A 25,096-nucleotide genomic window follows, 5' to 3' on the forward strand; every position below is an offset into this window, starting at 1 on the left:
TAAAACTACACCGCGATTAGCTTTCAGGTTAAAGCTATCAGAAAATAACTAAAACTACATAGCGATTAGCTTTCAGGTTAAAGCTGTCAGTAAATAACTAAAACGAGCTTCTGTTCACTTGTTTTTTCTGACGGCTGACAGCTATTAACTTCAAACTTTAATCGCTTAACTGCCTGCAATTTGCATTTCGTTAACAATAATAGAACCCGTGCGAATACTACCTCTCATATCAGTATCGTTACCAATGGCGACAATACCAGAGAATATATCCTGTAACTTACCGGCAATGGTAATCTCATCAACTGGGTAAGCTATTTCGCCATTTTCAACCCAGAAGCCTGCTGCGCCGCGAGAATAATCACCCGTTACAACGTTGACGCCTTGGCCCATCAATTCAGTCACTAATAAACCCGTACCTAAGGTTTTTAACATGGCATCAAAATCGCCACCTTGGCCTGACTCTTTCATACCGAGTTGCCAATTATGAATGCCGCCCGCATGACCGGTTGTTTTCAGTCCCATCTTGCGTGCTGAATAACTTGTTAAAAGATAAGTGGCTAAGCTACCATCCGTAATTATTTCACGATCAACCGTGGCAACACCCTCTGCATCGAAAGCACTACTTGCTAACGCTTTTTTCAAATGCGGACGTTCACTGATGCTTAAAAATTCAGGAAAAACTTGCTTGCCAATCGAATCCATTAAAAAAGATGATTTTCTATATAAATTTCCACCACTAATGGCCGCAATAAAATGACCAAACAAAGTGTTAGCGATATCTGCACGAAACATGACCGGCACTTTAGTGGTCGATAACTTTCGAGCACCTAAACGCGACAAAGCTTCAATAGAGGCTTGTTGTCCTATTTTAGCGGCACTTTCCATCGCATCGAATTCACGACTAACGGTATAAGCATAATCGCGCTGCATGTCGTCACCTTCGTTAGCAATCATCACACAACTTAAACTGTGACGAGTACTCGGGTAACCCACTAACTGACCATGGGTATTGCCGTAGACTTTAAAGCCTTCAAAGCTTGCTAACGTAGCGCCATCTGAATTAGTAATACGTTTATCATAGCCAAGCGCGGTGTCTTCACATGCTTTCGCTAAGCTTATCGCTTGCTCTGTGGTTAATGCCTTAGGATGATATAAATCTAAATCTTCAGGTGCCATCGCAAGTCTATCTTTATCCGCCATGCCTGAGCATTCATCAACAGACGTATACTTAGCAATATTTACTGCGGCTTCTATTGCTTGTTTTAAGGCTTTCTCAGATAAGTCGGCCGTCGAAGCACTACCTTTACGACCGTCTTTATAAACCGTAATACCTAGTCCACCATCATTAGTAAACTCAACGTTTTCAACTTCGCCCATGCGAGTACTGACACTAAGCCCTTGTTGGCGGCTCATCGCAACTTCAGCACCATCGGCTCCAAGTGTTTTAGCCATAGTCATGGCGTCATTAACACGTTTTTTAACATGTTCTATTTGCATTTGGATACTTTCTGAATCGCTCATGGGTAAATTATTTCTCATATTTTATCGATACAAACAACAGGAATGTTTTTGCTGCTCCTGCTTTGTTGTATACTATAGGTAATTATCACTTGATTACTTAACATTATGCCCCACTCTGCCAACGATATCGATGAATTAGAAGAAGAATTACTGAGTAAATCGGAAATAAAACGAGAAATGCATCGACTGCAAGATTTTGGCCTGGTTATAGTCAAAATGTCGAAGCATCAACGCAGTAAATTACCGCTGACTGATGATCTAAAAGCTGCCATGTTGCTGGCGGATAAAATCACCAATAAACATGAGGCGTTACGTCGACATGTGCGTCATATTGCAAAAATATTGGCTGAAACCGATCTTGAACCGATTAAACAAGCTATGGATGTTATGGCGAATAAACATCAGCAAGAGTCAGTTAAATTTGAAAAACTAGAAAAAATGCGTGATGACCTTATCGCCAATGGTAATGAGACCATTGAAGCATTATTAGCCGAATGTGAAGGCATGGAAAGACAAAAGCTGCGACAGTTAGTTCGCCAGGCAAAAAAAGAACATAGCGCTGAAAAGGTTGGTAAACATTACCGAGATTTATTTGCCTACTTAAAAGAGCACGTAGTTTTTTAACTAAATTCTAATACATGCGACAAAAAAGTGCCTTGATTTCATCATAAATCAAGGCACTTTTGTTTTCAGAACCTGAGATTATAAAATACTGTATTTACTAAATACTTTATAAAGCTCTGTGCCTTGATTCACACTCGCCGATGCAAAATGTAGAATTGGAATAACATCATCCTCTAGGCTGATATAGTGCAGTGGATCACCATCACCATAATTGTCCATGCGAAGTATACGTGCCAAAGGCTCTCCAGCTGCGAGAGGCTGACCAAACTCAGCTAAATAATCTACCATGCCTCCCATTGGAGAATAAAGCGCCTTGTAGTCTTCTAACATACAACTATATCGAACCATGGTTTTTGGATGGAAGTCATTGCTATTGATAACCCCTTGGTATTGTAAATAGCTTAAAATACCTAAAGCATCTTCATGCGCAACGTCTAAATCAATCTGTTCTTGCGAACCCAACTCAACAGTAAAGCTTTCTTTTATCACCGCATCTTTGCCTTGATTAGTAGCAGTTTTCGTTATCGGAAAGTCTCGACCTAGTTCAGCAAATTTCAGTTGTAAATACCACCAAGGACAAAATGTCGCTTCATCTAAGGCGCCATCAAAACCATTAGGGATAAATAAAACATGTGGAATATCAAAATACTCAGCACTGGCTCGGGCATAGTCTGGGCAATATAAGTGCTTACTAGAAATTGGCCCTGTGTGTAGATCTAAAACAAGATCAGCCTGATGAGCTAGTCGTTGCAGCTGATACGCGATACGCTGTCCGGTAGTAATACCATAGATATTGTGATTAAGCTTTTGCGATATTTGCTCGACCATCAAGGCTTTAAAAGCACGCTCGATTTCAACTATTGAATCGGTTAAATGCGCTTTTGCAAAGGGCTCAATAATACTTTCGTCAAAATGATACATGCGATTCCAGTTCACACCGGTAATGGGATCAAATCGACCTAAGGTATACTCACCGTTTTTATGATTACAACCCACAGGGTTAGCATATGGTACAAGGGTAATACTGCCATTTAATTCAATAGTTTTTAATTGCTCTAACAACTGAAAAATAACCGCATTGCCTTGCACTTCTGCACCATGCATATTGGCTTGTATGTAAACATCAGGCCCTTGTTGTTTACCCTTAATACGGTAAACGGGCACGGTAAGCGCTGCTCCACTAGCCATTTCACCGACATGCATCACTTCTTTACTAATTAAATTCATAAATAACCTTATTAAGCCTTAGCGTAAATACCATGAAGCAGGCTGAGCTGATCGTACTTGTTCAATTTTTCCTTGCTGCAGAACATATTCTGCCGCGATTTGATGACAAAGAAAAAATGGCATACTTTCGGTAAAACCATAAGCACCCGCTAAACCAAATATTAATTGATCATCAACTGCAACATCACTGGCTATCGCCAAGGTGCCCAATTTATCTAAACTGGTACACAATGGCCCATGGAGATCAAAATACACAGGGCTTGCTGCTGATTCTCTAATCATCGTCACTGGAAATGGCTGTTCTGTAATGGCAGGTCGAATTAAATGATTAATACCCCCCGCTAGCACCAATTGTTGGTGTTGAAAATTTTCTTTACGGTCAACAACTGAGGTTACGTAATACCCCATTTCAGCCACCGCAAATCGGCCAAGCTCTAACCAGAGCTCGCTAACGCCGGCCCGCGCTTTTATTTTGGCTAAGTCGGCAACAATCTTTTCCCATCGTAACCCTTTTCCAGTTTGCAGGTAATCAACACCTAAACCGCCACCTAAATCTAATACCTCTAAGGTCATTCCTAATTGTTCCGCCAATGACAACAAAGGCGATACCATTTGTGACCAAAGCTCAAACATACGCTCATTGCTGAGCATGTTTCCCCATTGGAAAATATGTAGACCATTGATATTTAATGCTGGGAAATCACTTACTTTTATCGTTTGCCACGCTTGGCAAGATAAGCCAAAAGCAGTAACTTCGTTACCCCCTAAAGGGTTTTTCTCTCCCTCCTCCCATTGCAACTGCACGCGCAGTAACACTTGAGGTTGGCAAGATAACTCGCTAGCGGCGTCATTAAGCCATTGTAACTGGTTCAAACTCTCCACCACAAAAGTGCGCACGCCTTGCTCTAGAAAGGCTTTTATTTGCCGCTTCGATTTAGCTGGGCCAGTATTAAGAATACGATCGGCTGGAACATCTTGTGCTAATACTTGTGTTAGCTCGCCTTGACTTGCAACATCAAAATTAAAACCTTGCTGCGCTAAAGTTTTGATCACCCTTGACAAGGGATTTGCCTTGACAGCAAACCAAAGTTTAATCACGTCTTGTTGCATCAAACTCGATAAATGTTGCTCAAGATAGTCGAGATCATAAAGAAAATAACCGTCTTCATCTTGTTCAACGTCATTACGATTATTTAGTCGTTCCTGATGCGCCAATAGCGGTTCAAGTAATGCAGGCCTAAGCCAGTTTGGTCTATTTAACATTGCAGTCATTTTTGTTCCTAGCGCAGCACAGATTCAAGTTCTAACGCCGCATTACTTTTTTCATCACGGTACTTAACAATTAACGCACAAGCCATATTCAGTCCATGCTGCTCAGCCCAATCGCCAGCGACAGGACGAGTGCCCGGCACAACTACGGCATTTTCAGGAATATCAGCACCTTTTGCTAATATGACATTATTGACACAGTCATAAACTGGTACCGACGCTGACAGCGAAACTCCCGGTGCTAAAACCGCGCCTTTTTTCACTACAATTCCTTCAACAATAATAACGCCAGCACTTAAAAATGCATTATCTTCAATAATCACTGGGCTAGCACCAATAGGCTCAAGTACACCACCTATTTGTACCGCAGCAGAAACATGGACATTTTTGCCAATTTGCGCGCACGATCCAATCAACGCATGACTATCAACCATAGTGCCGCTATCAACAAAGGCGCCAACATTGATGTAGGCTGGTGGCATAATAATAACGCCCGGTGCTACGTAAGCACCACGGCGAACTGATGAACCACCCGGTACCATTCTGACTTTATCGGCAACGGTAAATTCACGAGCAGGTAAATTATGCTTATCAACAAAGCCACGATAAGCACCATCAAATTCGATATTTTCTCCCGCTTTAAATGCCGCTAGAATTGCCTGCTTTACTTCAGTATTAACTTGCCAAGTACCCTCGCTATTTTGCTGTGCTGCGCGAGTTTTACCGGTTTCTAAATCTGTTAATGTTTGCTGCCATGTCATGAGTTTATGTCTCGTAAGTTAGTTGTAGTTACAGAGTGAAAATTTTCAGCACTGAGAGTGCTAGTTGAAGCATAATGTTGAGCTAAAGGATTGTTACTGTTGTTTTCTAGCCATTGTTGAATTTGTCGATGGGTATCGAGTAAGCCGTGTTGTGCTGAAATCTCTTCTTGGCATAACGGTAAACGAAGTTTCGCAGAACTAATCATGTTAAGTTCGGCCATTAAAACTTTTACCGGTATGGGGTTGGCCACTTGAAATAATGCCGTTATAGCTTTATGCCAGAGCGGAAAAAGGCTTACATTTTGGTGAGCTAAAGCCATAGCGACATATTGTCTGCTTGCCTCAGGCCAAACGTTTGAGCTAACAGACACTAGACCTTTCACGCCGGCGCCGGCAAGATAAGGCATCATGGCATCTTCACCACTATACAAATCAATGCTAGGACAATGCTCTTTGTAGGCGAGTAGTTTATGGAGATCGCCACTGGCTTCTTTTAGCGCCCAACAATTTTTATGGTTTTGCACTTGTTGCAGGGCTGTAATCGTAATTTCAACGCTACTGCGCGAAGGAACGTTATAAAGCATACAAGGAAAGTTTGCGGCATCAAGTAGACTTTTAAACCATAGCGTTTGCCCTACTGGACCCGGCTTGGCATAAATGGGGCTAGCAAGTAAATAAGCATTTATCGGCAGTTGGTTGCATTCTTCAATCCAGGCAAGTTGCTCGTTGAGGTTATACCCGCCAACAGCAACCATTAATGGCACCTGTAAAGTCATAGCACAAACGTATTTTACAATACTTAAATGCTCTTGCGCGGTCAGTGCTAAGCCTTCACCTGTGCTTCCCAATAATAAAATGCCATTGTGAGCTGCGTTTTGTTGTAACACTAGATTACGCAAACTGACATAATCAATTTCGTCATTAGCAAATAATGGCGTGATCAATGCGGTCCAGACCAATGGTCGATCTGTGAACAGCTGATTTTCTATCGATTTTTTTTGATTCATTTCTCTCGAACTCTTGTCGTTCGGAGAACTTTTAGGCGCTTGTAGAGGCAAAATTTCAAGGACGAAACTTGGCCTTTACAAAGGCCAGAAGCTCTCCACCTAATAGGTGACAGTTGCTAGGATTCAACCTAATACCAAGCGAATAAAACTATAGATCCGTTTGGTATAATGCTTAATCGATGTTTAACGACGATAAAGCTAAAACAACCGGCAATTGTATTATCAAATTTACAATTACCTCGGCGTTAAACCCCCTCATTATTGCTCAATAGAGTTTGATCTCTTCACAATAACTACCTGGTTAACGCTCCTCTTCTGGCCCTATATTTGTGGTCATTAATTTTTTACGATTAATTTCACTGGAATAAGGGACTGCAATATTAAAACATTTAAATATAAGCACAGTCAATAGACGTCTATACGTATATTGACAATTAACATTAACCTGCTGTTCTAAATATATTTATTTCTTTTTCTAATTCAAAAATACGATCTTGACCCCAATAGCTATAACCGCCATAACTAAAACAAGGCACACCCCATAAATTTAACTTGGTCAATTCAACTTGGTTGATATCCGCCCATTGTTGCCAGTCATGCTGCTCCTGATAAATACTCGCATCATCAACATCTAAAGCTAATTTTTTAAAAATAGTCTCCACATTCTCTGGATTAGCTAAGTCGATACCATCAACATAAATTGCTTGGAAGCAAGCCAAGATATACTCAACAGCCTTGCCTTGCTGTTGTGCCCAAGCAAATAAGCGATATGCGTTAATAACACCATCACCTAATGGATCTGTAAATCCATTAAACTCAATACCCAGTTTTTTAGCTTCACGCACCGCATCAAGGTAGATGTATTTTTGCTTAACCATTGGAATAGACTCGCCGCGCATCAATAGTGGCAATATAGGTCTTATGATTAACTCTATCTGTTGACGCTCTGCTAGATTAACGGCCTGCACAAAACCCAAATAAGAATAAGGGCTGCGTAAGGATAAATATATCACTAAAGGCTCAGTCGCTACAGTAGGTGTCTTCGCGGCTTTAATGTTGACTACTTTATGAGGGTAATTTCGTGGCGTAACAATGTTATTCAGCTGATTTTTTGCCGTAAAATCTTCAGTAACATCATCTAAAAGAGCAAATTTTTGTAACATGCTTTCAAAATGATATAAACGATCAATACCGACAAACCAACTACCAGCAAAACTAATACTTGCTGGGGCATAATGCCCTTTTTCTTTTAAACGAGTTTGATTTTTAACTTGATGGTTAATCGTAGGGGTAGATGTTTGAAAGTGTTCGCGGTAATGATTACCCCATGTATTTATGAATATTTGTTCGGCATTTTTAATGTTGTTCACCAGCAACTGCCATGTTTGTTGGCCAGTCGTTAACGATGCCGATGAAGGTTCCGCGGAAATATTAACCAATTGATACTGTTCTGCGATTAAATTTGCGTCTTTAATCGCCCATTGACGATAAAGCTTTGGACAGATCGTAACACCAGGTAAAGTTCCCCAAATAAATAGTACTTTAAAATCTAATCGATAGTTTTTTGCTAACCGAGATAACATTTGCACTAACATAAAACTATGTGGATCATTAAGTGACAGATAAACTTCTGCTTGAGCTTTTTTACCCAAAAATTGTCCAATCAAAAAATAGCGAAAAATCAATACTTTTGCTCTAAGTTGACTATGCAGCCATTTTATTTTTAGTCGCAATAACATTTTCTTAAAAATAGTTAATTCCCTGTGGACTAATGATGGCGAGATAATTTAATTCGCGTAGAATGCGCGCATTATGACATATTAATATCAGCTGTATAAATGAATTATCATTAAGTGAGTTAATTCATTTATACCCCTTTTAATTAAAAAATTAACGGTACTTATTGGGTTTTCATTTATACTAATAAGCTACTGTAAATTAATAATATTTTTCAAAACCTTAGGTATTCTCATGGCAATAAGTAACATTAACCAACTATTGATACGCAATCTTGAGGCATTAACGGCAACAAGACCTCTTTTAGTCAATATTGCAGACGACGGTTTTATTGCCCAATACTTAAGCCAGCATAGCGCTGCTAACATTGATAGTTACCATACAAATTATGCTGAATATAAAGCTTGTCAGCAATTAAAAAATGTTCGGTTACGAACACACTTTTCTGTGGAGTATGTCGCCAAAACTAAACACGACATGGCTATCATTCATTTCCCAAAAAGTAAGGCTGAATTTAGCTTTACCTTAGCCATGCTGGCCGATTCAATGGCAGATGATGCAACTATAGTTATTGTGGGTGAAAATAAAGGTGGCGTAAAGTCGGCCGATAAACTTGGGGCTGACTACCTAGCGTATTGCAACAAAGTTGATTCTGCCCGCCATTGCTTAATGTTTATTGGTGAGTTCAAGTCTACTTTGCCTCGCTTTGAACTGGAAAAATTCTATAAATATTACCCAATACAAGTACAAGAAAAAACCTTAAAAATTGCCGCATTACCCGGCGTATTTAGTCAAAACGCATTAGACACCGGCACAGAAATTTTATTAGCCCACTTGCCTGACATTATAACGGGTAAAGTTTTAGATTTCGGCTGTGGTGCAGGTGTTATCGCTGCATACATAGGTACAGTCTATCCACAAACTAAACTCACCTTAGTTGATGTCAGTGCTTTAGCATTGCACTCTGCACAAACTACACTAAGTTTAAACCAGTTAACGGGGCAATATATCGCGTCAAATAGTTTATCTGATGTACATGAGCGCTATGATTTTGTGATATCCAACCCACCATTTCATCAAGGTGTAAAAACAAATTATGCCGCGACTGAGCAATTTTTAACTGAAATTAAGCAGAATTTAACGGCTAAAGCATGTGTTACCATTGTCGCGAATAGCTTCTTGAAATACTTACCCATAATGGAAAAAGCTATCGGTAAAACAAAAACTTTAGTAATTAAGAAAGGCTTTGCTGTTTATCAGTGTTATCTTAATGGTAAAAATTAAAAGTTTAACTAAGACAAAATGATTGTTGAAATCAATAAGGTTTTCTACAATCATTTTATAGCCACAATCAATTGAGTTCAGAATTGTATGCCAACAATCCAGCCTATTTGGTCTATCCGTCGTATCTTCTTGATCTCGATCTTCAGCGCTTTCTCAATTTTATCTATATTGAGCATCTCAATAATCACCCAACAATTTAACCAAACTTACCATGACAGTGCAGCCGAACAAATAGAGCATTGGGCCAATATTTTGGCCGATGAGAGTTTACTCTATTTAGTTAACTCAGAACGAAATGCACTAGATGATAATTTTTCATTACCAAAACACATCCCTAATTTAAGTTATACACATATTTATCAATTAGATAGAGAATCAGGTAAGCTTAATCTTTTTTATAGCTACAAGCGTAATCTGCAACGTACGGCTATTTTGGAAAAATCTAACGAAATAATTAACTTGCAGACACCTAAGTTTAAAGAAAAATACCTTGAGTACATGCAACCCATTAAAGTCAAAAATGAAATTATTGGTTATATTTATCTCCAGAGCAGTATTGAGCATATAACACAGATTACCAATAACTCATTGATCACGAGCATTATTATATTTCTTATTATATGTTTACTTGCCGTGATAATAGCACTGAAACTTGAACGCTATATTAGCGCACCATTTATAGCATTAGCTAACACCGTTCAACTTGCCGCACGACAAAGAAACTTTCAGCAACGATGTCAAGATATGCCATATCGTGAAGCTGATATTTTAGCGCGCAATATTAATATTTTATTTGTTCGTATGGAAAAACGTTTAGCACAATTAGATTCAGCTGAACAACAAAGTCTAGAGCACTCACAAGAGTTAGAAAATAAAATTAACAAACGCACCGAGGCACTTAAAGAATCAAACCAAGAGTTACTTTCTACTTTAGAGAAACTCCATCAATTTCAAAGCCACTTGGTTGAAAGTGAAAAAATGGCTTCGCTCGGAGATATGGTTGCTGGCGTTGCGCATGAAGTAAATACACCGATAGGCTTAGGGGTAACGGCATCAACTCTGCTAGCTGATAGATTAAATGAAATTAAAAGTGCTTTTGAGCATAAAACCTTAAAATCTAGTCAATTAAAAAAGTTTTTGCATGACAGTGGCGAAAATATAGCCATCATCTATCGAAATCTAAATCGCGCTGCTGACCTTATATCTAGCTTTAAAAAGGTTGCCGTAGACCAATCAAGTGAAGATATACGTATTTTTGACGTTAAAGAACTTTTAAGAGAAGTTTTGCTCACCTTAAGGCCTCAACTAGATAATCTACCTTACATTATTAAAATTGATTGCCCTGATGATTTAACCGTTAAAAGTAAACCAGGCCCTATCAATCAAATTCTGATCAATTTAATTATGAATTCCATTATTCACGGTTTTGAAGGTAAAGAAACGGGTCAGATTTCAATTACGGTTATGTCGCTGAGCAACCAGCTAAATATACTCTTTAAAGATGACGGCGTCGGAGTTGATGAGTCAATAAAACATAAAGTTTTTGAGCCATTTACGACAACAAAACGCGGCGAAGGTGGCAGTGGTTTAGGTATGCATTTAGTTTACAATCTTGTTACTCAAGCACTTGGTGGCTCAATAGTCTTAAGCAGCGAAACAGGTCAAGGCGTAAGTATTGAAATCAACTTCCCTATTAGCTAGGCCTTCATTTCGCTATTAGCAATATGTTGATATTAATTATATCGAAAGTAAAAATCTTACCCTGCTAAGGGCTTAATAGGTCATAAATAATTGACCTCCAAATAACCACTAGATATTAAGTAGCTTTAGCTAAATGGTGATAAATGAAGTAATTAGCTTTCTATTGATTGTTTTTTAACTAGAGCTTCTATAACATTAGCCGATATTTAATACTTTAATATAGTCTATAATGACAAGATATTAACTATCGCTGCTTAATATAAATAATACAAATCGGATTAATAATTTTAAATAATTAACTTTCACAGGACTGGATATTGAACATGCATAAACCTCATATATTAATCGTAGAAGACGAAGACGTCACACGCTTTAATCTACGAAATCTATTTGAAGCAGAAGGCTATCAGGTGGCAGAAGCAATAGATGGTGATAGCATGGAACGCGCACTTAAAAATAACCAGATCAACTTAGTTATTATGGATATTAATTTACCCGGTAAAAACGGTTTATTATTAGCACGAGAATTAACCCGTAATAAAGACTTAGGCTTAATTTTTCTCACTGGGCGCGATAGTGACATTGACAAGATTCTTGGCTTAGAAATTGGTGCTGACGATTATTTAACTAAACCGTTTAATCCTCGTGAACTTACCATTCGAGCTCGTAATATATTAAATCGCATGACACCGAGTAATCTTGAAAAGCGTCTTGATATTATAAGCTTTAACCAATGGTCACTTGATGGCAACTCACGCAAGATGACGACACCAGACGGCAGAGAAATATCAATTCCACGCGGCGAATATCGAGCACTGCGTTTACTTATTGAAAATGTTGGACAAATTGTTACGCGTCAGCAATTAATCAAAGAAATGACTGGGCGAGACTTACGTACTAACGACCGAACAGTAGATGTTACTATTCGTCGCCTACGCAAACATTTTGAGTCAGTTGAAAGCTCACCTGAATTGATTAATACCATTCACGGTGAAGGTTATCGATTTATCGGTCAGATAGATTAGAAGGTTATAAGCAGGGAGAATGATTTACCTGCCAAATATCTACCTCGGCTTATTGTTCTTTAAGCCATTGTTGAAAAGCAGCGACTGCTTGTTGGTTTAATAATCTCAGTTCATGTAAGTGCTGAGCTTTAATCTCACTGTCTTCGGTCGACTTCTCTAGCAAAATAAGTTTCTGATGTACTTGGCTTAAGCCTGCACTAGCGGCCGATCCTTTCATTTTATGACACTGCTCTTGCCATGTCTTTTGATCCGCATTAACTACGGCACTGTTAATGGCAGTTAGATTCAATTCCGACTGCTGAATATATAGATCCAACATTTGTTGAATGACCACTATGTCTAATGCTTCTAAATAACCATTAATTAATGTTAAGTCGATGTGATGGTGCTGAGTTAGTGCCATGAAGTCTCCTTTGCGACAACAATTCGATGCTACGGCTATTTAAACTTTAAGTTATAAATAACAACTAAATTAAGCCCCGTTTATAACAGATATTAAATACAACTACCATATTCTAGAACAATCTCAACATCGCTATTACAAATATTGCTTTTAGTGGGTATTTCGTTCAAAATAGCCGCCTTTTCAGGGTCACTGCATTATATTCCACCTTCTAAAGTCGTTGTGGGAACTATCGCAATTTTTCGATAATAATGCTGATTATAATTTTTCTAAGTACTGAAGTTATCAAAGTTAGCCCTTTACTTAGTGCACATCGAATAGCGGAGTCAAAATGCCAACATTAATGCCTGATATAGCAAATCACACCACAGCACAAACTGAGGGTACTTTGGATTGGGTCGGTATGAGCAATATAGAAATGCCAATCATGGTTGCCTCAAAAGGACAATCAGAACGTATGGTTTCAGCCTACGTTGATGCGTTTGTCAACCTTAAAGAGCCAAAAGCCAAAGGCATTCATATGTCGCGCTTATATTTACTCCTTGATGAATTATCAAACTCAAATGTTTTAAACCATCAAAGCTTAGTGACCCTATTAGACGGCTTTATTAGCAGCCATCAAGAGTTAAGTGATAATGCTAAAGTAAAATTTAGCTTTGATTATCATCTCCGTCGTAAGTCGCTTATTAGTGGTAAACAAGGTTGGAAAGCTTATCCTGTTACGGTTACTGGCCGTTTAAATAAAGGTAAACTTGATATCGAGCTTTCTCTCGACGTACGATATTCTTCAACTTGCCCTTGTTCTGCAGCATTAGCACGTCAATTGATCCAGAAAGCCTTTAAAGAAAAATTTTCCGATGACGCCAATGTTGATTTAGCTGATGTTCACGAATGGCTTGGCACAACCGAAGGCATTGTTGCTACACCACATAGCCAACGCTCGGTTGCTGAAATTAAAGTAAAGCTTAATAGTTCTACAACTGAATTTCCTATTACTGATCTTGTTGATTTAATTGAAAACTCACTTAAAACACCCGTTCAAGCTGCAGTAAAGCGTGAAGACGAACAAGAATTTGCACTGTTAAATGGCCAAAACTTAATGTTCTGTGAAGACGCTGCTCGTCGCTTACAGCACACCATGAATATCACTGATCAGTTTGATGATTTCTGGCTACGTATTAACCATTTAGAATCACTACATGCTCATGATGCCGTCAGTGTAACAACGAAAGGTGTTGTAGATGGTTATCAAGCTTAACGTAATCAACTTACGATAAGCTTGATATTGGTATTAACGCAAAAAATTAACAATCCCTAATTTTGTAAAACGATTAGGGATTTTTTTATCTACTCGAAAATTTCAACAGTGCCACTCGCCAATTTTTGTCTAATTTCCTACTCAGTAGTATTATACCAACCTAAATAATCACTGATTATTTCTTCTGGTCAAAACAACCCACTGATATAAATAACGTAGACCTCGACTACATACAACGGGCGCGGTCATTAATCATCAAATTTATCACTTTTTAGTTTGCCTTGAGGATAATTTCAACGGCCTATGACTTTGCACAAATAATGAATAGAAACACTATAAGCGATTACACTTTTATAACCTGAAAATGTAATAAAATTACATAAAGCACGTTTATAGTTACTTACGTACAGTCAACATGACCTAAAAAGCAGCTATATTGTTGACAATAGTACGAATATCACACTATTTGTTGTTATTTGTTAATAAGCACGTAAAATAATTACGAGTATTTACTCTATTCGAATTGACGTATAAGCGTTAAATGTTTAATGTAAGGAGTTCCTCGCTTCGAATTCGGGACTATTTATGCATTTTAAGTATAATTTCATTCCATTCTAATCAAACCAAACAGTCGAGGCGTTTATTTGGAGAAAATAATGCAACTTTACGATCATACTTATCAAAAAGACAATTGTGGCTTTGGTCTTATTGCCCATCAACACGGCGAAACCAGTCATAAGCTCGTAAAGACTGCCATTCAAGCATTAGACCGAATGCAGCATCGCGGTGGTATCGCTGCTGATGGAAAAACCGGTGATGGTTGTGGCTTGTTAATGCAAAAGCCAGACAGCTTTTTTCGTGCTGTTGCTGAAGAAAACAACTGGCAGCTAGGACGAAAGTACGCCGTTGGTATGATTTTTCTTAATCCCGATCCTATCAAAGCAAATGCCAGTAAAAAAATTCTAGAAGAAGAATTAGCGCGTGAAACACTGACCTTAGTTGGCTGGAGAATAGTGCCTACTGACACCGCTACTTTAGGTGAAATTGCTAAAGGTAATTTACCTGGTATTGAACAAGTTTTTGTCGATGCGCCGTCAGGCTGGCGTAACCGAGATCTCGAACGTCGACTATATATGGCGAGACGACGCGCAGAAAAACGTATTAGTGACGACCGCTTCTATGTTGCAAGTTTGTCGTGCTTAGTAACGATCTACAAAGGCTTAATGATGCCAGTAGATTTACCAAATTTTTATTTAGACCTTGCCGATATTCGCATGCAAACTGCGATTTGCCTATTTCATCAGCGCTTTTCAACCAATACCTCTCCCGAGTGGCATTTAGCACAACCTTTTCGTTATTTAGCTCATAATGGTGAAATTAATACCATTAAAGGCAACCGACAATGGAGTCGTGCTCGAACGCACGGCTTTAGATCCCCCTTACTCCCAGACTTACAAGACGCGGCTCCTTTTGTAAACGAGAGTGGCTCTGATTCCTCTTCATTAGACAACATGCTTGAATTATTCATGGCGGGCGGCATGGATCTTTACCGGGGCATGCGTCTGTTAATGCCACCAGCTTGGCAAAGTAATCCTTTAATGGACGATGATTTAAAAGCTTTTTATGAATTTAACTCGATGCACATGGAACCATGGGATGGACCGGCTGGCGTTGTTGTTACCAATGGCCGTCACGTTTCTTGTAACTTAGACCGAAATGGCTTAAGACCTGCTCGTTATGTTATCACTCGAGATGGTTTTATTACCTTAGCCTCTGAAGTGGGTATTTGGGATTACGGCGAAGATGAAGTGGTCGAAAAAGGCCGCGTCGGTCCTGGTGAAATGTTAGCCATTGACACTTATACTGGTAAAATTTTTAATTCAAACGCGATCGACAATGAACTAAAAATTCGCCATCCTTATCGTGAATGGTTAGACAATAATATTCGTCGTTTGGTCCCTTTCGATCAATTAGATGCAAGTTTGATTGGCCAACGGATATTTACCGATCAAGAAATTGCTCAATACCATAAAATGTTTAACTACAGCTATGAAGAAATACATCAAGTCGTAAAAGCATTAGCGGAAAACGGTCAAGAAGCGACAGGTTCGATGGGCGATGACACGCCAATGGCTGTATTATCTAGTCAACCGCGTTCGCTCTATGATTATTTCCGTCAACAATTTGCGCAAGTAACCAATCCACCTATTGACCCATTACGTGAGCGTTATGTTATGTCATTAGGTACTTGTATTGGCCGTGAGCATAATGTTTTCAATGAAACCACTGGCCATGCCGATCGTATTCTATTTGCTACACCAGTATTAATGTACACCGGATTAAAGCAGTTACGAGAGCTTGATCCCGAACATTACCGCTCAGACACCTTAACCTTGAACTATGATCAAGAAGAAGGTTTAGAAGCCGCGGTGTTGCGTCTATGTGATGAAGCAGAAACATTAGTAAGAGATAAAAACACCGTAATCTTAGTGTTATCTGATCGCCAAATACATAAAGGCATGTTACCTATTCCCGCTGCAATGGCTGTTGGTGCGGTACAAAAACGTTTAGTCGATAAACAATTACGTTGTGACTCCAATATTATTGTAGAAACAGCTTCGGTGCGTGATTCACATCAGTTTGCCGTACTGTTCGGCTTAGGTGCCACCGCGATTTACCCGTTCTTAGCATACGATACTATTGAACAATTGGTTGAACAAAAGCAGATTAACCTTACTGCTCGCCAAGCCGTAGTCAATTACCGTGAAGGCATTAATAAAGGCCTGCTGAAAATATTATCGAAAATGGGTATTTCGACCATTGCCAGCTATCGTTGTGCGGGACTATTTGAAGTTATCGGCTTAAATCGTAACATCATGGATCTTTGTTTCCCTGAATTGCCTAGCCGTATTCAAGGTGCAGACTTTGCTGACATCGAACAAGACAATATCAACCTTGCTCGCAAAGCTTTTATGCCACATCAAAAAATAAGCCATGGTGGTTTACTAAAATACGTCCACGGTGGAGAATATCACGCTTATAACCCTGATGTAGTCAGCACACTACAAGCAGCGGTGCGCAGCGGTGATTATAGTGATTACAGAATATTTGCTGACCACGTTAACAAACGTCCAGCCGCCGCGTTACGTGATTTATTAGCACTAAAAGACGACCAAACAGCGATTGATATTTCAGCCGTTGAACCCGAAACCGAACTATTTAAACGCTTTGATAGTGCTGCTATGTCTATTGGTGCATTAAGCCCTGAAGCACATGAAGCATTAGCAATTGCCATGAACCGCTTAGGTGGTTTCTCAAACTCTGGTGAAGGTGGAGAAGACGAACGACGCTTTGGCACGGTAAAAAATTCACGTATCAAGCAAATTGCATCAGGGCGTTTTGGCGTTACACCTTACTATCTAGTGAACGCAGATGTGTTGCAAATTAAAGTAGCACAAGGCGCGAAACCAGGTGAAGGTGGCCAATTACCTGGCGATAAAGTTACTCCTTTGATTGCAAAACTACGTTTTTCAGTGCCTGGAGTGACCTTGATATCTCCTCCTCCGCATCACGATATTTATTCTATTGAGGATCTGGCCCAACTGATTTTCGACTTAAAACAAGTCAATCCCAAAGCGGTTATTTCAGTAAAACTTGTTTCAGGTCCAGGTGTTGGCACTATCGCCTCTGGTGTTGCCAAAGCCTATGCTGACTTTATTACTATTTCAGGCTATGACGGTGGCACAGGTGCCAGCCCGCTAACCTCAGTTAAATATGCAGGTTGCCCTTGGGAGCTTGGTTTAGCTGAAGCGCATCAATCACTGGTAACAAACGGATTACGCCACAAGGTTCGTTTACAGGTTGATGGCGGACTTAAAACTGGATTAGATATTGTTAAAGCCGCTATTTTAGGTGCAGAAAGCTTCGGTTTTGGTACCGCGCCTATGGTGACACTCGGCTGTAAATTCCTGCGTATTTGTCACTTAAACAACTGTGCTACAGGTGTTGCAACACAAGATGAAGTGCTACGTGAACAATTTTTTAAAGGTTTGCCTGATCAAGTAATGAATTATTTTAAGTTTATTGCGCAAGATGTTCGCGAAATTTTAGCCAGTCTAGGTGTTGAAAGTTTAACGGCTATTATCGGTCGCACCGATTTATTCGTCCCATTAGCGGGTATTACGGCTAAGCAACAAAAACTAGATTTACGACCAATTATTGCACCGGTGGTAGCAGGTGATGATACTGCGTTGCATCAAACTGATACCAATGAGCCCTTTGATAAAGGTGAGTTAAATCAGCGTTTACTGTCGCTTGCTTCTGATGCTATTGCCCACAGTAAAGGTGGTGAATATCGTTTATCGATTCAAAACACTGATCGCTCAGTTGGTGCTTCATTATCTGGCGAAATTGCGCGTAAACATGGCGATCAAGGCATGGCTGCAAACCCAATTAAAGTATTTTTAAATGGTACGGCAGGACAAAGCTTTGGTGTCTGGAATGCTGGCGGCTTAGAAATGACCCTAACCGGTGACGCTAACGACTATGTTGGCAAAGGAATGGCCGGTGGTAAATTAACTATAAAACCACCCAAAGGCGTTGAATATTTAAGTCATAAAACCATGATTATGGGTAACACTTGTTTGTACGGAGCAACCGGCGGCAAGCTTTACGGTTGTGGTCGTGCGGGTGAACGTTTTGCCGTGAGAAACTCTGGCTGTCATGCTGTTATTGAAGGTACTGGCGATCATGCCTGTGAATACATGACTGGTGGTATAGTGACCATTTTAGGCCATGTAGGGGTTAATTTTGGTGCCGGTATGACGGGTGGTTTCGCTTATGTTTTAGATGAGCAAGATGATTTAGATATTCGCCTAAACAATGAATCAATTGAGATGTTAGCGATTGATGAACTCAATATTCATCAAGAACACCTACGTGGCATTATCAACCAACACTTAGATGAAACTGGCAGCTTAAGAGCAGAAGAAATTTTAAATAATTTTGACACTTATGCACCAATGTTTAAGTTGATTAAGCCAAAGGCCGTTGATGTTAAAACCCTATTAGGGCATCGCAGCCGTTCATCTGCAGAACTTCGTGTTCAAGCGCAATAATAAGAACACGATTGGAGAAGCTAGATCATGAGTAAAAATATATATCAATTTATCGACGTAAAACGTATCGACCCGCCTAAAAAAGCGATAGAGCAACGTAAAATTAATTTTGTCGAAATTTATCAACCCTTAAGTGAAGATCAAAGTGCCGGTCAAGCCGATCGTTGTTTAGATTGCGGTAACCCTTATTGTGAATGGAAGTGCCCTGTGCACAACTATATTCCACAATGGCTAGAGCTGGTTACTGACGGCAAAATAATGGAAGCGGCTGACTTGTGTCATGAAACTAACAGTTTACCTGAAATGTGTGGCCGTGTTTGCCCACAAGACAGACTGTGTGAGTCAGCTTGTACCCTAAATGATGACTTTGGCGCTGTTACTATCGGGAATATTGAAAAATATATTACCGATACTGCCATAGCACAAGGTTGGAAACCTGATCTATCTCAAGTTATTGCCACTGGCAAGCGTGTCGCCATTATTGGCGCTGGCCCAGCGGGTATAGCCTGTGCTGATGTACTAACCAGAAACGGTGTTGAAGCCGTTGTGTTTGATAAGCACGCCCAAATTGGTGGTTTGCTTACTTTTGGCATCCCATCTTTTAAATTAGAAAAGGACGTTATTCAAACTCGTAGGGAAATCCTTGAAGGTATGGGGATTGAGTTTCGCTTAAATATTAATGTCGGTGTCGATATCAGTTTTGCTGACATCAGCAATGAATTTGACGCCGTATTTTTAGCACTGGGTACGTATACCGACATGACCGGTGGTTTCGAAAATGAATCAGCACCTGGCGTTTATAATGCACTAGACTTTTTAGTTGCCAACACGCAAAAACTCATGAAACTTTCACAAGAAGATGGCAATGCCAATGCCAAACCTTATGTTAACTTTTCAGGTAAAAAAGTTGTCGTACTGGGTGGTGGTGATACCGCGATGGATTGTGTCCGTAGCTCTATTCGCCAAGGTGCCACTGAAGTTACTTGTGCTTATCGCCGCGACCAAGCAAATATGCCAGGTTCGCCACGAGAAGTACAAAATGCGAAAGAAGAAGGCGTAGATTTTCAGTTTAATATTCAGCCTATCGATATCGCGACTGACGATAACGGCGATACTTGCGGTGTTAAATTTATCAAAACACAGCTGGGTAAGCCAGATGCTAAAGGCCGATGCAACCCAGAAGCTATTGAAGGCTCAGAGTTCATTATGCCAGCAGATGCTGTGGTTATCGCATTTGGCTTTATGCCAAGCCCACCACAATGGATGAAAGATGCCGGTGTAGAAGTAGACACTAGAGGTCGTGTAATTGCTGCCGACAACACCAGTTTTGCCTTACAAACCAGTAAAGAAAACATCTTTGCCGGTGGTGATATGGTGCTAGGTTCTGACTTAGTAGTTACTGCTATTGACCAAGGTCGAAAAGCCGCTATTGGCATACTAGATTTTGTGATGACAGCTCAAGAAAAAGAAGCATAAATAATATCAATTGATATAACTCACTTTACAATGTGGCACTCGCTGCATTGTAAAGTGATATTAGTAAAAAGTTATGCCAATAAATAACAAACATAAACTCCACCGAACCGGATAAGTTTTATTGCTAAAATAGCGCTAAAAAGAATATTTCAATTTTATACTCACGCGCCACTACAACTCATACAATCTCATATTTACCATGCCCTATCTTGCTAGCACTATATTAAATGACACCGCCTATAACGTAGTAATACCAAGTTGACTGGTATAAAAGTGACTTAATCCTTGCTTACATTCGTTAAAATATTACTCGCTAATTGATTACGACCATTGTGCTTCGCCTGATAGAGTTGCTCGTCCGCAAGACTGATCCAGTCATCAATATCTGCAGAAAACTTAGCGTTAGCGGTTACCACACCAATAGAAATAGTAATACCGACAAATTGATGAGATAGGTGCGGGAAGCTATGCTGTGCTAATTCTTCACGAAACTCTTCGAGTTTTTGTATTACACCGTTTTGATCATCCGATTGTGTAACAATAATAAACTCTTCGCCGCCAAAGCGAGCAACAATATCACTGCGGCGATCAAATTTACGTTTCATAACACCACTAATATACGCTAAACAGTTATCACCAATTAAATGGCCGTATTCATCATTCAATTTTTTAAAGTGGTCAAGATCTAGCATAGCAACCACCATGGCAGCATTATTCCTCGACAATATGGCTTGGAGTTCACTAAATTTATCTTCTAAATATCGGCGATTATATAGGCCTGTTAAGCTATCTATATTGGCTAATTCTTTCAGCGCTTTATTGGCTTTATTTAGGTCTTTAGTGCGCTTGCTAACTTTTTCCTCTAAAATAAACTGCTGTTTTAATAGCTTTTCTTTCGACTGCTGTAATTCATCATATAACGTCAAAAATTCAGTTGGGGCATCATAAGGAATGGCTTTGTAGCCTGTTTTACCATCACCATGAGCAAGCTCATTTAAAGCAAATACTAAAGGTTTATTTAATGTATTAGCAAATTGATTTGCTAATAAAACCACCAACATAAAAATTAAAAATAACGAGATAAAAATGGTCAAGTATTGTTGTTCAATTAACTTTAAAATTTGCTTATGTTCAATCAAAACAAATATTTTCCAACCATTATTCAAGGTTACTTGGCGGTATAAGTAACGTATGTTATTTGAGCCATTACTCTCAATTATCATGAAATTATTTGAGTTAGTATGTTGATTAAAAGTGAAATTAAATTTCGATAATTGAGATAAGCCTAAGCTAGATTCAGCATATATTACATTGTCATTACCATCAGTTAAAACGACATCAATCTCTCGATCGTTCGCTGCATAACTATTAACTTTTTCAAACAAGTTAAGATTTAAGGACCCTTCGACAACGCCAGCCGGCTCATTATTATTTTTGACATAAATTGGAGCACTGATGGCAATAATAGGATCTGCGCCGAATCCTCTCCCGAGGAAAACGGGCGAGACATAAACCGATTGATTAAAAAATGCTTCGGTAAAATAAGAGCGGTCAGCAACACTTACGCCACTTTGGGGTATATCTTTCATTAAAATTCGCGGGGAAGAGGCTACAATATTTGCCTCTTGATTCGTCACCAACATAGTTATAAAACCTGGATACAACTGATGAATTTTAACTAAGGCGTCATTATAGCGGCTGGGCTCAATAGCAGAGAGTTCATTAGCAATTTGCGCAACGGCTTTTGTGTGATCATCAACATAACTTTCTACAATTCGACCTAAATATTGACTACTAATATCGATTTTATCTTCAATTTGTTGCTGTTGTATCTCATTTAAGTTACGGCTTAAAAACAAACAAACACCGATGACAAAAAAAGCCGACATTATCCATAGAATATAGTGTAAGTATTGCTTTAGGTTTTTCATTAGCTTTGGTTGTTGTGACTTTACCCAGCCGTTCAATTTATCACTGAAGACAAAAATAAAGATGACACCTAGAGCAGTATAAAAAACCGCATTAATACTCTGCTTAAACAAAGAGAACAGTAAATACTCTTGTGACTCTGATGTATTAAGCCAGATTATCACCGCGGTCATTGGCATACCTATAATAAGCCAATATAAAAAATCAGCCGTAGGTAAATACCAGCCTCTCCCGCGCATGTAAGAGATAAAAAGTGCTTCACAACCGAAGGTTAAAAAACCAAAAGGATGGCCCCAAAGAACCAACAGCGGCGCGACACAAATCAAAGCACAGAGTAATGTTAGTGCAGGTCGAAGATAAGCAGCGGCAATAATAAAAGCCAGATTTCCGATAACTAATGAAACACTGTAGGCAAGTTCAATAGGATAACTATTGAGCGCTGCGCCAAATAAACCTAACGCTAAGGCTAATATGATGAGGCGGGATTGGCTAGATTTGGCTTCAACGATTTCTTCGTCAAGCGGTAATGCAGTCTTAATAGGCGCAATAGCCATAGATTATGAAACACTCCAATCGAGATTAAGTTGCTATTATGCAAACGGTATAATTGAGGACATAGCTCCTGACATTAAGTCCTTTTGCACAGCCAGAGAATTTTGATAACGGCCTGTGATAACTGCCTGTATAATATTTATATAGCGATTGTTATAGTGCATTAAATACAAAAGCCCTGTCAATATTATTGCAGGGCTTTGTAGAAAACTATCTTTGTTTAATTAAGGTTAAACCATATCGGCAAACGGGTTCTTTACTGGTAGTACTATTTTATTGGCGAAACCAGTAACACTAATATCTTCATCGGTTATGGTAACGTCATCATCCATCAAGGTACCGTCACCAAAACGGTAAATAATTTGAAAATCACCGTTATCGGCTTGAGTTTGATATTTGATTCTAGCTTGTTCTACAACCTTCGCTTTATCATGGTAACTTTCCATGGCATGGCTACCGTGACGTTTTTCCATCATCGCCAAAGTTACGGCTGGTGAAAATAAAGTCGCTGTGGCGTTATTGCCACCAAAGCCTTTTGAGTTAATAAATGCCACATCCATGTTGTCACAATACCAATGCTCTGTAGCGATATTTAAGCGCTCGTTATAAACGTCATCAGCCACTTTATCAATAGTAGTTATACCTGGCATAATATTGTGAGCAAACACACCTAGCGCCATCGCTACTTGATCGCCACTTGCTGGACCAATAGTGTGACCAACAAAAGCTTTTGGTGCGGCTACTGGCCAATTGTTAATATCAAAACTTCTTGCGACACGGTCATAAATTAATGACTCAGTAACACGGTTTTGTGGCGTACTTGAACCATGGGCCAATATAAAACTACGTTGTTGCACTGCTTCAGCACCCACAATAGATTTAGCCAATGCAACTGATTTCGCCATCGTAATATAATTGCCTGGACCAGGCGCAGTAATCGACTTTTTAATACCATCAGCATTGGTAAAAACGTCAGCCACTGAGCCTAAAACATTAGCACCAAGTTCGAGTGTTAAGGCATCATCCATTATCACAATAAACTGAGCTGCTTCACCGATAGTAAAACCACAGTTATTACCGAATGGACGACTGGTACGACGATGATCAGCAACACCGTTACCATCAATTTTTTTCAAACCTTCTTCATTGGCCAATGCACTCATATTGCCAAAACCTTCAACAACTTCCGGCGTAACAGCACAATCATTACTACCAACAATCGCCAAACGAATGCGACCCGCTTGTATATCTTGTACGGCTGCTTTTAAGTTATATAGAAACGTGGCACATGCGCCCGTAGAGGTAAATGTTGTGCCTACACTGCCCGTAACATAAGCATTGATAAAATCAGTCGACATGGTATTTAAACCTAGCGCTAAATTTTTTGTTGATACACGCTCGCCTTGTTGACGGCTTTGCATCATGCCACCAAAACCTTCTGCTTGGGTTTGGCCAAAAACAGAAGCTGAATAAGTGCCAATTTCATCTGGGCTTATTCTGTCAACAATTTCATTCCAGCTATAACCTGTAGAGTGAATAGCGTCTGCTGCGCCAAAAATAGTGGCTTGCAAACCACGTGGCTGATAGCGGCTATTATATAAACTCGCGGGTTTGAAGCCGGTGGGGAATTGTCCTGCAGCTTTTATTGGGTTATCACGAGTTGAGTCATGTTTAACTTCAATTTCACCGGCAATTTCTACACGAACGCGTTTATCTTCTAATTCGGTAATTTTCCATGAACGAGGTAATGGGCTCGGTAAATCACGAGCACGGGTTTCAAAACTAATTCCGTTATCGCCGGTATCCATGGTGAGTTTTTGCTGCCATGGCGTGGCATCAGGATTAAAGTGTTCATGTTCAATCTTACGGATCAATGTTCCGGCTAAAATTTCTTCGCCAAAACGTTGTTCAACGTCAGACTTATCAACAACATTACCTTCAGCGTCAACTAGATTGCCATCTTGGCTAGTTAATAAGTTCATTAACGTTGCTAAGCCGACAAAAGTTTCTTGCCGAGCTTCAGCATTTAATTTATCAATAACAATGCGGCGAAAGCCTTGATGAAATGATGTTCTACCAGCAGCATTAATGCCACCCATGCCAACTATAATCGGTAACGCAGTCATGAAAAATCTCTTAAAATTAAAGCAAATATATTTATATAGCTCAGTGTAAGAGTTAACTCAAAAAAATAATATGTATAAA

At 39.5% G+C, this 25,096-nt stretch carries 16 protein-coding genes and 1 riboswitch; of the genes, 7 read left to right on the plus strand and 9 right to left on the minus strand.

Annotated features, from left to right (window positions below; genetic code table 11):
* Positions 1-165: 165 nt before the first annotated feature.
* Positions 166-1,521 carry a metalloprotease PmbA gene (pmbA, locus tag B5D82_RS06635; protein WP_081154365.1) on the minus strand — a complete coding sequence of 452 codons (1,356 nt, stop codon included), beginning with the start codon at positions 1,519-1,521 and terminating at the stop codon, positions 166-168.
* A gap of 105 nt (positions 1,522-1,626) precedes the next feature.
* On the opposite strand from pmbA, the gene yjgA reads away from it, so the two are divergent.
* The gene (gene yjgA / locus B5D82_RS06640) at positions 1,627-2,145 is read left to right on the plus strand and encodes a ribosome biogenesis factor YjgA (RefSeq protein ID WP_081150119.1); all 519 of its coding nucleotides are present in this window, start codon (positions 1,627-1,629) and stop codon (positions 2,143-2,145) included.
* Positions 2,146-2,223: 78 nt separating this feature from the next.
* Here yjgA and B5D82_RS06645 read toward each other — a convergent pair whose 3' ends face one another.
* From B5D82_RS06645 to B5D82_RS06665, 5 genes are all read right to left on the minus strand, one after another.
* Positions 2,224-3,372: a succinylglutamate desuccinylase/aspartoacylase family protein gene (locus tag B5D82_RS06645; protein WP_081150120.1), complete on the minus strand. Its 1,149-nt coding sequence runs from the start codon at positions 3,370-3,372 to the stop codon at positions 2,224-2,226.
* Between the two features lie 18 nt (positions 3,373-3,390).
* Positions 3,391-4,644, minus strand: coding sequence for a PLP-dependent decarboxylase (locus B5D82_RS06650; protein ID WP_245807573.1), 1,254 nt, complete (start codon positions 4,642-4,644; stop codon positions 3,391-3,393).
* Between the two features lie 8 nt (positions 4,645-4,652).
* The gene (locus B5D82_RS06655; RefSeq protein ID WP_081150122.1) at positions 4,653-5,402 is read right to left on the minus strand and encodes a 2,3,4,5-tetrahydropyridine-2,6-dicarboxylate N-succinyltransferase; all 750 of its coding nucleotides are present in this window, start codon (positions 5,400-5,402) and stop codon (positions 4,653-4,655) included.
* Positions 5,399-6,409: a 4-hydroxy-tetrahydrodipicolinate synthase gene (gene dapA, locus B5D82_RS06660; RefSeq protein ID WP_081150124.1), complete on the minus strand. Its 1,011-nt coding sequence runs from the start codon at positions 6,407-6,409 to the stop codon at positions 5,399-5,401. Before dapA ends, B5D82_RS06655 begins: the two co-directional genes overlap by 4 nt.
* Positions 6,410-6,489: 80 nt before the next feature.
* A riboswitch (Lysine riboswitch) is annotated at positions 6,490-6,732 on the minus strand.
* Positions 6,733-6,849: 117 nt separating this feature from the next.
* Positions 6,850-8,142, minus strand: coding sequence for a DsbA family protein (locus tag B5D82_RS06665; protein ID WP_157673851.1), 1,293 nt, complete (start codon positions 8,140-8,142; stop codon positions 6,850-6,852).
* Between the two features lie 238 nt (positions 8,143-8,380).
* Between B5D82_RS06665 and B5D82_RS06670 the strand changes: the two genes are divergently transcribed.
* The 3 genes from B5D82_RS06670 to arcA all read left to right on the plus strand — a co-directional run bounded on the left by B5D82_RS06670 (position 8,381) and on the right by arcA (position 12,156).
* Complete coding sequence (locus B5D82_RS06670) at positions 8,381-9,430, plus strand: methyltransferase (protein ID WP_081150127.1); 1,050 nt, start codon at positions 8,381-8,383, stop codon at positions 9,428-9,430.
* A gap of 87 nt (positions 9,431-9,517) precedes the next feature.
* On the plus strand, positions 9,518-11,131 hold the full coding sequence (locus B5D82_RS06675) for a sensor histidine kinase (protein WP_081150129.1): 1,614 nt from the start codon (positions 9,518-9,520) through the stop codon (positions 11,129-11,131).
* Positions 11,132-11,454: 323 nt separating this feature from the next.
* Positions 11,455-12,156, plus strand: a complete 702-nt coding sequence (gene arcA / locus B5D82_RS06680; protein ID WP_081150131.1) for a two-component system response regulator ArcA — start codon at positions 11,455-11,457, stop codon at positions 12,154-12,156.
* Between the two features lie 49 nt (positions 12,157-12,205).
* Here arcA and B5D82_RS06685 read toward each other — a convergent pair whose 3' ends face one another.
* Positions 12,206-12,559 (minus strand): Hpt domain-containing protein, encoded by a 354-nt coding sequence (locus B5D82_RS06685; protein ID WP_081150132.1) that lies wholly within the window; start codon positions 12,557-12,559, stop codon positions 12,206-12,208.
* 331 nt (positions 12,560-12,890) lie between these two features.
* Here B5D82_RS06685 and folE2 point away from each other — a divergent pair, with 331 nt between their 5' ends.
* From folE2 to B5D82_RS06700, 3 genes are all read left to right on the plus strand, one after another.
* Positions 12,891-13,817 (plus strand): GTP cyclohydrolase FolE2, encoded by a 927-nt coding sequence (folE2, locus tag B5D82_RS06690; RefSeq protein WP_081150134.1) that lies wholly within the window; start codon positions 12,891-12,893, stop codon positions 13,815-13,817.
* Between the two features lie 656 nt (positions 13,818-14,473).
* Complete coding sequence (gene gltB, locus B5D82_RS06695; protein WP_081150136.1) at positions 14,474-18,934, plus strand: glutamate synthase large subunit; 4,461 nt, start codon at positions 14,474-14,476, stop codon at positions 18,932-18,934.
* 27 nt (positions 18,935-18,961) lie between these two features.
* The gene (locus tag B5D82_RS06700; protein ID WP_081150137.1) at positions 18,962-20,410 is read left to right on the plus strand and encodes an FAD-dependent oxidoreductase; all 1,449 of its coding nucleotides are present in this window, start codon (positions 18,962-18,964) and stop codon (positions 20,408-20,410) included.
* Between the two features lie 278 nt (positions 20,411-20,688).
* Here the strand turns inward: B5D82_RS06700 and B5D82_RS06705 are convergent, their stop codons facing one another.
* Both B5D82_RS06705 and B5D82_RS06710 read right to left on the minus strand, forming a co-directional pair.
* Positions 20,689-22,893: a sensor domain-containing diguanylate cyclase gene (locus B5D82_RS06705; RefSeq protein ID WP_081150139.1), complete on the minus strand. Its 2,205-nt coding sequence runs from the start codon at positions 22,891-22,893 to the stop codon at positions 20,689-20,691.
* A gap of 228 nt (positions 22,894-23,121) precedes the next feature.
* Positions 23,122-25,017, minus strand: a complete 1,896-nt coding sequence (locus tag B5D82_RS06710) for a beta-ketoacyl synthase (RefSeq protein WP_081150141.1) — start codon at positions 25,015-25,017, stop codon at positions 23,122-23,124.
* Between the last annotated feature and the right edge of the window lie 79 nt (positions 25,018-25,096).

Source organism: Cognaticolwellia beringensis (genome assembly GCF_002076895.1).
In the GTDB taxonomy this organism is placed as follows: domain Bacteria; phylum Pseudomonadota; class Gammaproteobacteria; order Enterobacterales; family Alteromonadaceae; genus Cognaticolwellia; species Cognaticolwellia beringensis.